We start from the raw sequence: 13,911 nt of genomic DNA, 5'->3' as shown, positions 1-13,911 counted from the left end.
GGAGCTGAAGTTAGGGTCTGGAGTGAAATGGAATGGCAACAATAAAAGATGTAGCGAAGCGAGCAAACGTTTCCACTACAACTGTGTCACACGTTATAAACAAAACGCGTTTCGTCGCTGAAGAAACGCGCAACGCCGTGTGGGCAGCGATTAAAGAATTACACTACTCCCCTAGCGCGGTAGCGCGTAGCCTGAAGGTTAACCATACCAAGTCTATCGGCTTGCTGGCGACCAGCAGCGAAGCAGCCTATTTCGCGGAGATCATCGAAGCGGTTGAAAAAAATTGCTTCCAGAAAGGTTACACGCTGATCCTCGGCAACGCGTGGAACAATCTGGAGAAACAGAGAGCCTATCTGTCGATGATGGCGCAAAAACGCGTCGATGGCCTGCTGGTCATGTGTTCTGAGTATCCGGAACCGTTGCTGGCGATGCTGGAAGAGTATCGCCATATCCCGATGGTGGTAATGGACTGGGGCGAAGCAAAAGCCGACTTTACCGATGCAGTCATCGATAACGCGTTTGAAGGCGGCTACATGGCCGGACGCTATCTGATTGAACGCGGTCATCGCGAAATTGGTGTCATCCCTGGGCCTCTGGAACGTAATACCGGCGCGGGTCGTCTGGCAGGGTTTATGAAGGCGATGGAAGAAGCGATGATCAAGGTGCCGGAAAACTGGATTGTGCAGGGTGACTTTGAACCTGAATCGGGCTATCGCGCCATGCAACAAATCCTGTCGCAACCGCATCGCCCTACTGCTGTCTTCTGCGGTGGCGATATCATGGCAATGGGCGCACTTTGCGCTGCTGATGAAATGGGTCTGCGCGTACCACAGGATGTTTCGCTGATCGGTTATGATAACGTGCGCAACGCCCGCTACTTTACCCCGGCGCTGACCACTATCCATCAGCCAAAAGATTCGCTGGGCGAAACGGCGTTCAACATGCTGTTGGACCGTATCGTCAACAAACGCGAAGAACCGCAGTCTATCGAAGTTCATCCGCGTCTTATTGAACGCCGTTCCGTGGCTGACGGTCCGTTCCGCGACTATCGTCGTTAATCATCCGTTGCGGGAGTCTCTTCCGGCTCCCGCAGCCACTCCTTATTCAGCGTCTCACTATCGCCGAGATACTCCAGCAGCCAGGTTAACGCTGGCGACATATCATTCTGCTGCCATGTCAGGCAACATGCCGAATCAGGGAATGGATTTTCCAGTTCTAACGCCACCCATTTTCCCTCATTAAGCCACGGTTTGGCGAAATGCGTAGGCACCATGCCAATGCATAAACCGGCCGAGATACAGGTTGCCGATGATTCCCAGTCAGGTACGACAAGCCTTTTTTGGTTATCCAGCAGCCAGGTAATTCGTTTGGGTAACGTCCGCGACGTGTCTTCGCGCACCAGCGACGGCCAGTTGCGCAACGTGTCATCGCTGAGCGGCCCATTCATCGACGCAAGCGGATGGTGGCGGGCAACAACACAACTCCAGCTCAACATCCCCATATCACGGAAGGCGTAACGGCCACCGACCGGAATCGCTCGTGTCGCGCCAATCGCCAGTTCCACGCGCCCATCGGAAAGCGCATCCCAGACGCCGTTGAACACTTCCTGAAAAACCAGAAGTTCGACGTCATCAAAATGGCGATAGAAATCAACAATCATCTGCCGCGTGCGTTCTGGCCTGACAATATTATCTACCGCGATGGCTAACTGACCGCGCCAGCCGTTCGCTATCTGCTGACATTGTTGGCGAGTGATCTGCATTTTTTTGACAACAGAGCGCCCTTCTTTGAGAAACCACGCCCCGGCAGCGGTCAGTTCCACATCACGATGACGCCGTTCAAAAAGCGGTACCGCCAGCCACTCTTCCAGCTGACGTACGGTATAGCTGACCGCAGAAGGAACGCGATGCAACTCCTGGGCTGCAGCGCTGAAGCTGCCATTTCGCGCCACTGCATCAACCACTTCGAGAGAATACTCAGACCACATAGTTTGCCTGCAAAATTTTTGAAACCAGTCATCAAATATTACCGTTTCACAACAGGAATTTCACTCCCTACACTTTGCGACGGTGTTTAATTGAGGAATTTAGAGAATATACATGCAACCTGGGAAAAGATTTTTAGTCTGGCTGGCGGGTTTGAGCGTACTCGGTTTTCTGGCAACCGATATGTATCTGCCCGCTTTCGCCGCCATTCAGGCCGACCTGCAAACGCCTGCGTCTGCTGTCAGTGCCAGCCTTAGTCTGTTCCTTGCCGGTTTTGCCGCTGCCCAGCTCCTGTGGGGGCCGCTCTCCGATCGTTATGGTCGTAAACCTGTGTTATTGATCGGCCTGACAATTTTTGCGCTGGGTAGTCTGGGGATGTTATGGGTGGAAAACGCTGCCACGCTGCTGGTATTGCGTTTTGTGCAAGCTGTTGGTGTCTGTGCCGCTGCCGTTATCTGGCAGGCATTGGTGACGGATTACTATCCTTCACAAAAAGTTAACCGTATTTTCGCGACCATTATGCCTTTAGTGGGGCTTTCTCCGGCGCTTGCTCCGCTGTTAGGTAGCTGGCTGCTGGTCCATTTTTCCTGGCAGGCGATTTTCGCCACTCTGTTTGCCATTGCCGTAGTGCTGATTCTGCCCATTTTCTGGCTTAAACCCACCACGAAAGCACGCAATAATAGTCAGGATGGACTGACCTTTACCGATCTGCTGCGTTCAAAAACCTATCGCGGGAATGTGCTGATTTATGCGGCCTGTTCAGCCAGTTTCTTTGCCTGGCTAACCGGTTCACCGTTTATCCTCAGCGAAATGGGCTACAGTCCGGCAGTAATCGGATTAAGTTATGTTCCGCAAACCATCGCATTTCTTATTGGTGGTTACGGCTGTCGCGCCGCATTGCAGAAATGGCAGGGTAAGCAGTTGTTACCGTGGCTACTGGCGCTGTTTGCCGTCAGCGTGGTAGCAACCTGGGCTGCGGGCTTCATTAGCCATGTGTCGCTGGCCGAAATTCTGATCCCATTCTGTGTGATGGCCATTGCCAACGGAGCGATCTACCCGATTGTGGTCGCCCAGGCGCTACGCCCCTTCCCGCATGCGACTGGCCGCGCTGCTGCATTGCAGAATACCCTGCAATTGGGTCTGTGCTTCCTCGCAAGCCTGGGGGTATCCTGGCTCATCAGCGTCAGCACGCCACTGTTCACCACCACCAGCGTGATGTTATCGACCGTGGTGCTGGTTGCCATCGGCTATAAGATGCAACATCAACCTGAATCTCACTGCCAGAATCATGGCGAGACGGAAGTCGCACATAGTGAATCACATTGATCTATAGCGATATCGTTATACTTAGGCTGCTAACAAAATTTTGTTGTATGATTGAGATTAGCAGCCTATACTGAGTTCCAGTTGTTAATATTACGATAAATATTATGTTTTTACGGGGACAGGAGCGTTCCCGGGTCACTATGGATGGTCATTTCGGCAAGGGTTCCTCCTTTCCTCTGTTCTACGTCGGATTATAGACTCGCGGTTTTCCTGCGAGATTTCTCACAAAGCCCAAAAAGCGTCTACGCTGTTTTAAGGTTCTGATCACCGACCAGTGATGGAGAAACTATGAGTTCATCGTGTATAGAAGAAGTCAGCGTACCGGATGACAACTGGTACCGTATCGCCAACGAATTACTTAGCCGTGCAGGCATCGCCATTAATGGCTCTGCCCCGGCAGATATTCGAGTTAAAAACCCCGATTTTTTTAAACGCGTTCTACAGGAAGGATCGTTGGGGTTAGGCGAAAGTTATATGGATGGCTGGTGGGAATGTGACCGACTGGATATGTTTTTTAGCAAAGTCTTACGCGCTGGGCTTGAAAACCAACTCCCCCATCATTTCAAAGACACACTACGCATTGCTGGAGCACGGCTCTTCAATCTGCAAAGTAAAAAGCGTGCCTGGATAGTCGGTAAAGAGCATTACGACCTTGGTAATGACCTGTTCAGCCGTATGCTGGATCCCTTCATGCAGTATTCCTGCGCTTACTGGAAAGATGCCTATAATCTGGAATCTGCCCAACAAGCGAAGCTCAAAATGATTTGTGAAAAATTGCAGTTAAAACCGGGCATGCGGGTTCTGGATATCGGCTGCGGTTGGGGCGGGCTGGCGCATTACATGGCGTCTAATTATGACGTAAGTGTGGTTGGTGTCACGATTTCTGCCGAACAACAGAAAATGGCCCAGGAACGCTGCGCAGGTCTGGATGTCACCATTTTGCTACAGGATTACCGTGACCTGAACGACCAGTTTGACCGTATTGTTTCGGTTGGTATGTTCGAGCACGTCGGACCGAAAAATTACGATACCTATTTTGAGGTGGTGGATCGTAATCTGAAGCCAGAAGGGATTTTCCTGCTACATACTATCGGCTCGAAAAAAACCGATCTGAATGTTGACCCGTGGATTAACAAATATATTTTCCCGAACGGTTGCCTGCCTTCTGTACGCCAGATTGCGCAATCCAGCGAACCACACTTTGTGATGGAAGACTGGCATAACTTTGGCGCTGACTATGACACGACGTTGATGGCCTGGTATGAGCGATTCCTCGCCGCCTGGCCGGAAATTGCCGATAACTACAGTGAACGCTTTAAACGGATGTTTACGTATTATCTGAATGCTTGCGCTGGTGCCTTCCGCGCCCGTGATATCCAGCTCTGGCAAGTGGTGTTCTCACGTGGGGTCGAAAGCGGCCTTCGCGTGGCGCGTTAAGTGTTATTTCATCGCCCCCATTTTGGGGGCGATGTCATTTCAAACGCAGCTTTATTTCTTTTCCCGTGCCGCCAACACACGTTCAACAGTATCTACCACGGCCTGAGTTTGCGGATCGATTTCGATATTGACGCGTGCACCGAGTTTTTTCTTCCCGAGAGTGGTACGTTCCAGCGTTTCCGGAATTAAATGCACACAAAAGCGGGTCGCTGTCACTTCACCAACCGTCAGGCTGATACCATCAATACCAATAAACCCTTTATACAGGATATATTTCATTAACTGCTCATCCTGTACTTTGAACCAGATCTGGTGGTTATTTTCTGATGTTATTATTTTCGATACTTCTGCGGTGGTCATAATATGACCTGACATTAAATGTCCGCCGATTTCATCGCTGAATTTAGCAGCTCGTTCTACGTTTACCCAATCCCCAACGTTTAAATCGCCAAGGTTTGTTATTCGTAACGTTTCTTTCATCAGGTCAAAACTGATACGGTTGCCGTTAATTTCCGTTACAGTCAGGCAGCAACCGTTATGCGCGACAGAAGCGCCTGTCTCCAGACCATCCAACATGTAATCAGGTAATTCCACTACATGGGTTCGAAAATTTGCTTTCTCGTCAATCGACACCAACTTCGCGGTGCCCTGCACTATCCCCGTAAACATACTTACAACTCCTGAAATCAGTTAGGACATTCTGTTCAGCACAATAGCAGGTGGGAAACGTCCTTACCAGTAAAGGGGGTTGAGTGGTTATTTTTTCACTGGAGAATTAATAAATCCTCGCTACAATAGACTGAATTTCCCCTGCTTCTTCTTTTTGCTGCCCATTCAGGCGGTTTTTTAGTCTCTCATATAACAACAATATAAAAGGTGTTCACGTGCAGAAATACATTAGTGAAGCGCGTCTGTTATTAGCATTAGCAATCCCGGTGATTCTCGCGCAAATCGCCCAAACAGCGATGGGTTTTGTCGATACCGTCATGGCGGGCGGCTATAGCGCCACCGACATGGCGGCAGTCGCCATTGGTACTTCTATCTGGCTCCCGGCGATTCTTTTCGGTCACGGACTGCTGCTGGCAATGACGCCAGTCATCGCGCAATTGAATGGTTCCGGTCGCCGTGACCGTATTGCGCATCAGGTGCGACAAGGTTTCTGGCTGGCCGGTTTCGTCTCCGTGCTTATTATGCTGGTGCTGTGGAATGCGGGTTATATCATCCGCTCCATGCAAAATATCGATCCGGCCCTCGCCGATAAAGCAGTGGGTTATCTGCGTGCACTATTGTGGGGAGCTCCGGGCTATCTGTTCTTCCAGGTCGCTCGTAACCAGTGTGAAGGTTTGGCAAAAACCAAGCCGGGCATGGTAATGGGCTTTATTGGCCTGCTGGTGAACATTCCGGTTAACTATATCTTTATTTATGGTCACTTCGGTATGCCTGAACTCGGTGGCGTCGGCTGTGGTGTGGCGACTGCGGCGGTGTACTGGGTAATGTTCTTTGCTATGGTTTCTTATATTAAACATGCCCGTTCTATGCGCGATATCCGCAACGAAAAAGGCACCGCTAAACCAGACCCGGCAGTAATGAAAAGACTTGTGCAACTGGGGTTACCTATCGCGCTGGCACTGTTCTTTGAAGTTACACTGTTTGCGGTGGTTGCGCTGTTGGTTTCTCCGCTCGGTATTGTCGATGTGGCAGGCCACCAGATTGCCCTGAACTTTAGTTCGCTGATGTTCGTTCTTCCGATGTCGCTGGCAGCGGCTGTGACTATCCGTGTGGGTTATCGTCTGGGTCAGGGGTCAACGCTGGATGCGCAAACTGCCGCACGAACCGGGCTTATGGTTGGCGTCTGTATGGCAACGATGACGGCAATTTTTACAATCTCACTGCGGGAGCATATCGCTCTTCTGTATAACGATAATCCAGAAGTTGTGACACTGGCTGCACACCTGATGTTGCTGGCGGCGGTGTATCAGATTTCTGACTCGATACAGGTAATTGGTAGCGGGATTTTGCGTGGTTATAAAGATACGCGATCTATTTTTTATATTACCTTTATCGCGTATTGGGTGTTGGGTTTACCAAGTGGTTATATCCTGGCATTGACCAATCTGGTAGTTGAGCCGATGGGGCCGGCAGGTTTCTGGATAGGCTTTATCATCGGTCTGACTTCTGCTGCCATTATGATGATGCTACGTATGCGTTTCTTGCAACGTCTACCATCGGCTATCATTTTGCAACGTGCATCTCGATAAAAAAATGAGGCGCAATCCGCAAAGATTGCGCCTTAATTTTAGGCTGACTGGAGCGTTGCGCCAATGCCATCTTCGTCCGGCTGCAATTTAAGTGTGCTGCAAATAGGCTGCCGACTGGCATCCGTTATCTCAACGTGAATATCACCGCTGACTTCCCCTTTCACACTGATGAATTCTGGAGAAATTTCTTTCGCACTGGTTTGCAGGCAAATCGTTCCTTCTCCTCGCAGACGTTTCACCTTCAACTGCACAGACGTTGCTGTTGAGGTTATCAGCCACACTTTTCCGCCATCGAGATTCAGGTTGCCAACAGAGAAAGTGACATTGTCACCTTTAACCGTGCTGCCATCGAGGATCAACACGCCTTCCTGCTGGACTGTAATCGTTGATTGTTTCAGATCAGCGCCATAGCCAACAATCATAGAAGCGCCGTCCTGTAAGGCAACGCTCCCCGTAAGTTCAACCGGTGCGCAGTCTTCTTCTACGACAAATTTTTCGTCCGCACTGGTGGGAGGCATCACAATCACTGTCCCACTTTGTACCACTGCGTTTTCCAGCGTACCGGCATGCACTTCAGCCCGCCCACCGGTTTTAACTGTCAGGTTTTTAGTCTTACCAGAACTGTAGAGTTGCAGACCATCTGTCCCCAGGCGATAAACGGCGCCATTCTCAACGATGGTATGAATGTCTTCACCGCCGAGATTATTCATGGTGCCACCCGCAATCAGCGTATCACTGGCTTTACCTGCCAGCATAAAAACGCCGCCGTGGTTTATCTCACCATTGATGGCTTCTCCACCAGGGTAAACCAACAGTTCACCACCTTCATCTACAACAACTGCTGATGCTGTTCCGTTGACCAACAAACCACCATCCTGATCCAGAATGATTTTTTCCGCGCGATGGCCCTCCAGTACCCGCAGATTACCGCCATTCTCCAGCAATAAACCGCAGGCATAGCCCTGATCAACGCTAAATTCACCTTCGGGATGGCGGCCATTAACAGTCGCGAGCGTTGAGAGGCTAATCGCTCCACCGTCTGACTGAACAATGTCAGTGGCTATTGCGCCGTCACCGACTGATAACGTGCCATTGTTGCTGTACTGTGTACATTTGGCGATTCCACCAGTTTCAACTTTCAGCCAGCCAGTGTCTGTGACCACGGTATTTTCTGCTCTTCCGCCTGCCTCAACAATCAACTCGCCATCAGTAAGTTGAGTCGCACCGATAACGTCTCCAGCATGAACAATTTGCACTTTCCCGTCGCTAATCAAGTTTTTTGCATCAGATCCCATGACTTATTCCTTTGCTGCATCTGTGTGCCTTTATCGCTACCTAAGTGTAAAGGCTACGAAGGATTTATCCACGATAGAATTGATATGGTGGCAAAGTCTCTGTTTTACATTGTGAGTCGAAGGATAATCGGCTGTATCAGATCTGAATATGATCTCTGGCCAAAAATCGCCCTTGCAAATCAACAAAATATCGCCAATTTGCTTAAAAGCTCTGCAAACGATAGAAATACCGCAGAAAATTACGATTTGCCTCTTGCCACCTTCACGCTCTGCCGCTAATATTCGTCCCCGTTGTCACCTACAACGTTGCGTTCATAGCTCAGTTGGTTAGAGCACCACCTTGACATGGTGGGGGTCGTTGGTTCGAGTCCAATTGAACGCACCATCCTGCGTCCGTAGCTCAGTTGGTTAGAGCACCACCTTGACATGGTGGGGGTCGGTGGTTCGAGTCCACTCGGACGCACCAGATTTTCTTAATCTGGTCTTCTCTTCCCTTTTGTTTCTCCTGTTTCTTCTCTGTATCCAATACGTTAAAAGATTTACACTATCCTCTTATGCGTTATCAGAAGGAGAATAGCTATGGCAACTTTATTACAACTTCATTTTGCTTTTAATGGCCCGTTTGGCGACGAAATGGCTGAGCAACTTAAACCGCTTGCCGAGTCGATTAATCAGGAACCCGGTTTTCTGTGGAAGGTGTGGACAGAAAGTGAAAAGAACCATGAAGCCGGTGGGATCTACCTTTTTACCGATGAAAAAAGCGCCCTAGCTTATCTGGACAAACATACTGCCCGCCTGAAAAATCTTGGTGTCGCAGAAGTTATTGCCAAAGTTTTCGATGTCAATGAGCCACTGAGTCAAATCAATCAGGCAAAACTCGCCTGACAGAGATTAATGAAGGGCGATACGCGCCCTTTTCGTCCCCGTCTGAAATTTCTCCTTTTCCTAATATTTCCACCACACTTATCTGATAACACCAAATTCAAAAAAATGCATACAGGTAAGTAACAATGAAAAAAATTGCCATTGTGGGTGCCGGACCAACAGGGATCTACACTTTCCTCTCTCTTTTGCAGCAACATACGCCACTCTCCATTTCTCTCTTCGAGCAAGCCGACGAGGCTGGTGTCGGTATGCCGTACAATGATGAAGAAAACTCTAAAATGATGCTGGCAAATATTGCCAGCATTGAAATACCGCCGATTTATTGTACTTATCTGGAATGGTTGCAAGAGCAAGAGGCCAGCCATCTGCAACGTTATGGCGTTAAAAAGGAAAGCTTGCACGAACGCCAGTTTTTGCCGAGGATTTTGTTAGGAGAATATTTCCGTGATCGCTTTTTACGGTTGGTAGAGCAAGCACGGCTGCAGCAATTTGAAATCAACGTTTATGAATCTTGTCAGGTGACCGATCTGCAAGTCACAGACTCTGGCGTGCTTATCTTCACAGATCGGGATTTGCCAGTTGAGACGTTTGATTTAGCCGTAATAGCCACCGGTCACGTCTGGCCTGACGAAGAACAGGCAAGCCGAACATATTTCCCCAGCCCGTGGTCAGGGTTAATGGAAGCGAAAATTGAAGCCTGTCGCGTGGGCATTATGGGAACATCCTTGAGCGGACTGGATGCCGCAATGGCGGTTGCTATCCAGCATGGTTCCTTTATTGAAAAAGATAATCAACGCATTCTGTTTCAGCGCGATAGCGACAGTGAAAAACTCAGTATTACATTGATGTCACGCACAGGTATTTTGCCAGAAGCCGATTTCTATTGCCCAATTCCCTACGAACCTCTATGCATTGTCACTGAACAGGCCCTGAACGCGGAAATTGAAAAAGGTGCACAGGGCCTTCTGGAACGGGTATTTAAACTTATAGTGCGAGAGATTACTTCGGCTGATCCTGACTGGAGCCGACATATTGCGATAGAGATTCTGAATGTCGATACCTTCGCGCAAGCCTGGTTTGCCGACCGTAAACAGCATGATCCATTTGCCTGGGCAGAAAAAAACTTAGCAGAAGTCGAGCGAAATAAACGTGAAAAACATACCGTTCCCTGGCGTTATGTCATTCTTCGCCTGCATGAAGCCGTACAGGAAATTGTTCCGTATCTGAATGAGCACGACCATAAACGGTTCAGTAAAGGCCTTGCCAGAGTATTTATCGACAATTATGCGGCTATTCCTTCTGAATCTATAAAGCGCTTACTGGCTTTGCGCGAGGCGGGAATTATCCATATTCTCGCTCTCGGTGAGGACTACGATATGGAAATCGACAAAACGCACACAATGCTGAAAACAGCGGACAACAGCTACTCGTTTGACGTTTTTATTGATGCTCGTGGGCAACGCCCGCTCAAAGTGAAAGACATTCCTTTCCCTGGACTACGTGCACAACTACAGAAAACAGGCGATGAAATCCCTGATGTCGGTGAAGATTATACGCTACAGCAACCGGAAGACGTTCGTGGTCGCGTGGCGTTCGGCGCGTTGCCCTGGCTAATGCACGATCGGCCTTTCGTTCAGGGGCTTACGGCTTGTGCTGAAATTGGCGAGGCTATGGCGCAGGCCGTCGTGAAGCCAGCATCCCGCGCACGCCGACGTTTGTCGTTTGATTAAGGTAAAAGAGTCAGCATTCCACAAATTGATGCTGCTCATTCAGACGATAGCGAACTCCAGCGCGAATATTATTTTCACCTTCAACGGCTACGGCAAAGCGCACTCTTTCGCCGTCATGATAAGCCAGCGCGGCGCTGCCTCCTGGCCCGAGAATAATTGAATCCACCACGCCCGTACTCACTACCGTTGAATTTTCACCACTGGCGATGATATGAACGTTATCGCCGCTGTTTGCAATCCTGGCGTTTGTGCCAAAGCTGGCGATTTGCACCAGATCGCCATTACTGGCGACATGACACCGTTCACCCAATGTACAAACGCGTACTCGTATTCCGGTATTCGCAATACGACTGCTGTCTCCGGCGCTGCTTATCCGCGAGGAATTACCGGTTACAGCAACACGAGCACGTTCACCTGAGCTACCAATATGGCTGTTAAATCCGACACTGCCAATCCGCACGCTATAACCCATGCTGGCAATTTGCGCAGCATACCCCACGGTAGCGATTCTGGCGTTATCCTCACAACAGCCGACGCGTGCGTGATCGTCGGCCCGGGCGAACTGACTGCAAAAGGGTATCTCTACGGGGCCTTTGGCCAGTTTTTGCATTGAGGAAACTTCCTGACGGGCGAAATTTTCGTCTGCCAGCCATTTTTTCCAGGCGTACTCAACCAGACTTTCCGCCCAGTCAGTAAATCCTTCGCCAATCAGGGCGTGGTGAATATCGGCATAAATTCCACCTTGCGGAAAACGGCGCAGAAACCAGCGGTACATAACCGCTCCTACACGCCACTCTCGCAGGTCAGCTCGTGTAATGATCATTCGTTAATGCCGGTGATAGCCATCGACCATACATTTAAAGGTTTCGTGCGGAGTACGCCCCGTGGTGCAAAGATAGAGATGGCCGAAGATAAAAAAGAGGCTTATAGCTGCCAGAGCAAAATGCGCCTGCAATAACCAGTATCTTACGCCAGGGAACACGTCCCCCACGGTTTGCGGGTAAAGGCATAGCAGCCCCGTCAACAATAACAGTGGCAGCAATCCATACATCACACCAACATAAGCTGCCTGCTGCAATGGATTGAATTTAGACTGTGTTGTTGCAGGAAATGGATGATCTTCCCCTTGCATAATTCCAAGCAGATAAAACCGCGTTTGTTTAGCCGCTCGCCCCAGCCAGCCCTGACGACGGATAATGTAGTGATGACCATTACCCCCAACGGCATTAATGAGAATAAAGCCAAGCCAGCATGCCAGTAGCAGGAATCCACAAACTTCATGTACGGCAACCAGACTTTTGACTGCAGCAACGCCCACCAGCGCAAAGTGATTGATTAGCCCACTTGCCAGCAACAAGACAAAGAGTAACGCATTCGACCAGTGCCATAATCTCACCGCCCTGCTGTAGAGATAAACCTTCTCGCCATGACCAGTGGAGGATTTCTTTTTACCACGAGCGCGAAGCAAGGCGTGAAGCCCCAACACTAACCACATCCCGACCAGCAGCAGCCCGGCAATGACCAACCACACAGGCCAAAATTCGGGAGAAAACTGCGGTACATAGTTTGCCAACTGGTTATGAAATTGTTCAGCATTTTGCGACGGGTTCATACATTTTCCTTTTTAATCAAATGTTGACCGAACCGGCGATACAGATGCGGTTTCCCGGCACCAGGCAGCTGATATTGATAGTATTTATTTTCCTGTAACCACGCCTGAATTTCTGGGCTATCTTCGCGACCAAAGATCAACGCATGTTCCGGACAGGCGCTAACGCAGATGGGCGGAAAACCTTTTGCCAGCCGAGACTCGGCACAGAAATCACATTTATCCACCACTTTGGTCAGTGGATTAAGGTAACGAACCTGATACGGGCATGCGCCGATGCAGTAGCTACAGCCAATGCATTGTGATTTTTCTACCCGCACGATCCCCTGTTCATCACGCCACGATGCCCCTGTGGGGCAAACGTCGATGCAAGGAGCATCTTCACAGTGCTGGCATGACTGGCGAAAAAAGTGATACAGCGTTTCGTTATTGTTATCGGTGACCGGGATATGCGCGATAGACAAACGACTTCCCTGTGCCGGTACATGGTTAGTTTTACGGCATGCTCTGGCGCAAATATTACAGCCATTGCACCGTGATTCATCGTGAATCATGGCATATCGAACTTCCTTTCCTTGTCTGGTGTTCGCTAACAAAGAAGGTGCTGAACCGGTAAAAAAGATTACCGTTCCCATCCCCAGAACAAATTTGCGTCGAGTGAAGGACATCTTATTATCCTCTAATGCTGTGGCTGCGACTGTCCACCCTATCCATGATATCTCCCTGAAACTTCAGGGATTCTGAAACTGCTCAACCTCGAACCATTCGCATAAGCCATAAGCTTTGCCATAGCTCATGAAACGCTCGCTAAACAGGTACAACACAGCCGTCGATGACGTCACCTGGCGTATATCGGCATATTCAGGAGCGATATCCATCGCGGCGAGCGCGGCTTCAATCTGCGCTTCCTGGTAGTAATATGGCGCTTGCGTCAGCATGGCGACCTTATAAGGCCGGGGATACGTCTGGCATTCGAAGCGAACGGCGTGTGCAATGGCCCGACAGATGTCCTGCTCAACGACCTGCAAAGACATAGCGGCATAGTTTTCGCTCATGGTTTGCGTTGAGTAGTAATAATCATCTTGACTGCCCGTCATACAGGCGATATCTGCGAAGTCTGGACTCTGCCGTATGCTTTCCAGCAGTGCAGCAAGATCCTCTTCAGCAACCGAATATGGCGGCGACAGGAACACAGCGCGAGCAACCAGTTGACCCGCCGTCGAATGCTGGCGGATAAACTCCGCCAGAATTTCAGCCGGTTCAGGCCCTGTAACCGCATCGTTCGCAGTGTCATCGGGCTGACGCATACTGTGCAACCATTGACGCTTAGTCACGTCAATATCAGGTGCTTCCAGTTGTGTCATCTCCTCCTGCTGGCTCATTACG

Annotated in this window: 13 protein-coding genes and 2 tRNA genes; 8 read left to right on the top strand and 7 right to left on the bottom strand. The window is 49.8% G+C overall.

All coding sequences use genetic code 11. The annotated features are described in order from the left end of the window. Positions 1-32: 32 nt before the first annotated feature. Positions 33-1,058 carry an HTH-type transcriptional repressor PurR gene (gene purR / locus D9597_RS22005; RefSeq protein WP_000190978.1) on the top strand — a complete coding sequence of 342 codons (1,026 nt, stop codon included), beginning with the start codon at positions 33-35 and terminating at the stop codon, positions 1,056-1,058. Here the strand turns inward: purR and punR are convergent. Further along, complete coding sequence (gene punR, locus D9597_RS22000; protein ID WP_130218967.1) at positions 1,055-1,987, bottom strand: DNA-binding transcriptional activator PunR; 933 nt, start codon at positions 1,985-1,987, stop codon at positions 1,055-1,057. The two genes, purR and punR, sit on opposite strands and share 4 nt — an antisense overlap. A gap of 112 nt (positions 1,988-2,099) precedes the next feature. Here punR and punC point away from each other — a divergent pair, with 112 nt between their 5' ends. Together punC and cfa are read left to right on the top strand one after the other, a co-directional pair. Then, complete coding sequence (punC, locus tag D9597_RS21995) at positions 2,100-3,311, top strand: purine nucleoside transporter PunC (RefSeq protein WP_130224719.1); 1,212 nt, start codon at positions 2,100-2,102, stop codon at positions 3,309-3,311. 288 nt (positions 3,312-3,599) lie between these two features. Next, positions 3,600-4,748 carry a cyclopropane fatty acyl phospholipid synthase gene (gene cfa, locus D9597_RS21990; protein ID WP_130208204.1) on the top strand — a complete coding sequence of 383 codons (1,149 nt, stop codon included), beginning with the start codon at positions 3,600-3,602 and terminating at the stop codon, positions 4,746-4,748. A 51-nt stretch (positions 4,749-4,799) separates the two neighbouring features. Here cfa and D9597_RS21985 read toward each other — a convergent pair whose 3' ends face one another. Then, the gene (locus D9597_RS21985; RefSeq protein WP_064530047.1) at positions 4,800-5,417 is read right to left on the bottom strand and encodes a riboflavin synthase; all 618 of its coding nucleotides are present in this window, start codon (positions 5,415-5,417) and stop codon (positions 4,800-4,802) included. 215 nt (positions 5,418-5,632) lie between these two features. Here D9597_RS21985 and mdtK point away from each other — a divergent pair, with 215 nt between their 5' ends. Then, complete coding sequence (gene mdtK / locus D9597_RS21980) at positions 5,633-7,006, top strand: multidrug efflux MATE transporter MdtK (RefSeq protein WP_130224717.1); 1,374 nt, start codon at positions 5,633-5,635, stop codon at positions 7,004-7,006. Between the two features lie 38 nt (positions 7,007-7,044). Here mdtK and D9597_RS21975 read toward each other — a convergent pair whose 3' ends face one another. Next, positions 7,045-8,301 (bottom strand): AIDA repeat-containing protein, encoded by a 1,257-nt coding sequence (locus D9597_RS21975; RefSeq protein ID WP_130224715.1) that lies wholly within the window; start codon positions 8,299-8,301, stop codon positions 7,045-7,047. Between the two features lie 308 nt (positions 8,302-8,609). On the opposite strand from D9597_RS21975, the gene D9597_RS21970 reads away from it, so the two are divergent. The 4 genes from D9597_RS21970 (at position 8,610) to D9597_RS21955 (ending at position 10,916) form a co-directional block, all read left to right on the top strand. After that, positions 8,610-8,686, top strand: a tRNA-Val gene (locus tag D9597_RS21970). Between the two features lie 4 nt (positions 8,687-8,690). Next, positions 8,691-8,767: transfer RNA gene (locus tag D9597_RS21965), tRNA-Val, on the top strand. 113 nt (positions 8,768-8,880) lie between these two features. After that, positions 8,881-9,186 (top strand): monooxygenase, encoded by a 306-nt coding sequence (locus D9597_RS21960; protein WP_130218959.1) that lies wholly within the window; start codon positions 8,881-8,883, stop codon positions 9,184-9,186. Between the two features lie 125 nt (positions 9,187-9,311). Next, on the top strand, positions 9,312-10,916 hold the full coding sequence (locus D9597_RS21955) for an FAD-NAD(P)-binding protein (protein WP_130224713.1): 1,605 nt from the start codon (positions 9,312-9,314) through the stop codon (positions 10,914-10,916). 10 nt (positions 10,917-10,926) lie between these two features. Here the strand turns inward: D9597_RS21955 and ydhT are convergent, their stop codons facing one another. The 4 genes from ydhT to D9597_RS21935 all read right to left on the bottom strand — a co-directional run bounded on the left by ydhT (position 10,927) and on the right by D9597_RS21935 (position 13,907). Further along, positions 10,927-11,739, bottom strand: a complete 813-nt coding sequence (ydhT, locus tag D9597_RS21950) for a protein YdhT (RefSeq protein ID WP_130224711.1) — start codon at positions 11,737-11,739, stop codon at positions 10,927-10,929. A 3-nt stretch (positions 11,740-11,742) separates the two neighbouring features. After that, positions 11,743-12,528 (bottom strand): thiosulfate reductase cytochrome B subunit, encoded by a 786-nt coding sequence (phsC, locus tag D9597_RS21945; protein ID WP_130218953.1) that lies wholly within the window; start codon positions 12,526-12,528, stop codon positions 11,743-11,745. Continuing rightward, on the bottom strand, positions 12,525-13,193 hold the full coding sequence (locus D9597_RS21940) for a 4Fe-4S dicluster domain-containing protein (protein ID WP_130224709.1): 669 nt from the start codon (positions 13,191-13,193) through the stop codon (positions 12,525-12,527). Before D9597_RS21940 ends, phsC begins: the two co-directional genes overlap by 4 nt. A 63-nt stretch (positions 13,194-13,256) precedes the next feature. Next, positions 13,257-13,907 (bottom strand): YdhW family putative oxidoreductase system protein, encoded by a 651-nt coding sequence (locus D9597_RS21935; protein ID WP_130224707.1) that lies wholly within the window; start codon positions 13,905-13,907, stop codon positions 13,257-13,259. Between the last annotated feature and the right edge of the window lie 4 nt (positions 13,908-13,911).

It is taken from the genome of Escherichia sp. E13S3, from assembly GCF_004212325.1.
Classification (GTDB): domain Bacteria; phylum Pseudomonadota; class Gammaproteobacteria; order Enterobacterales; family Enterobacteriaceae; genus Escherichia.
This window is presented reverse-complemented; position numbering and strand designations above follow the sequence as displayed.